Here is a 251-nt window from a genome sequence, read left to right as displayed (position 1 = left end):
CACGAGCCAGCATCACGGCCGTCAAGCTCGTGGTGGCCGCGCGTCTGCCCCTGGTCGTGGACGAAGCGTTCGATTGGCAGGAAGGCCAGCACCTGGCCGCCGCCTATTCCGATCTGCCCGGGCTGTCCGCCTGGCTGGCGCGCCTGGGCGTGGAGCTGGGCGGCAACCACGTGCTGGCGCAGCGCCTGCCGTTCCTGGCGATCGGCGCGATGCTGCCGTGGATGGTCTCACGAATCGCCACCCGCTGGTTT

Annotated in this window: 1 pseudogene; it reads left to right on the top strand. The window is 70.1% G+C overall.

The features are described 5' to 3' along the window. Nucleotides 1-11: 11 nt before the first annotated feature. A pseudogene (locus ACQG3P_RS20975) lies at nt 12-251 on the top strand (glycosyltransferase family 39 protein); the annotation flags it as partial.

The sequence above is a fragment of the Stenotrophomonas sp. SrG genome (assembly GCF_050031795.1).
In the GTDB taxonomy this organism is placed as follows: Bacteria; Pseudomonadota; Gammaproteobacteria; order Xanthomonadales; family Xanthomonadaceae; genus Stenotrophomonas; species Stenotrophomonas rhizophila_A.
The sequence above is the reverse complement of the archived record's forward strand: the minus strand, read 5'-3'. Positions and strand labels throughout refer to the sequence as shown.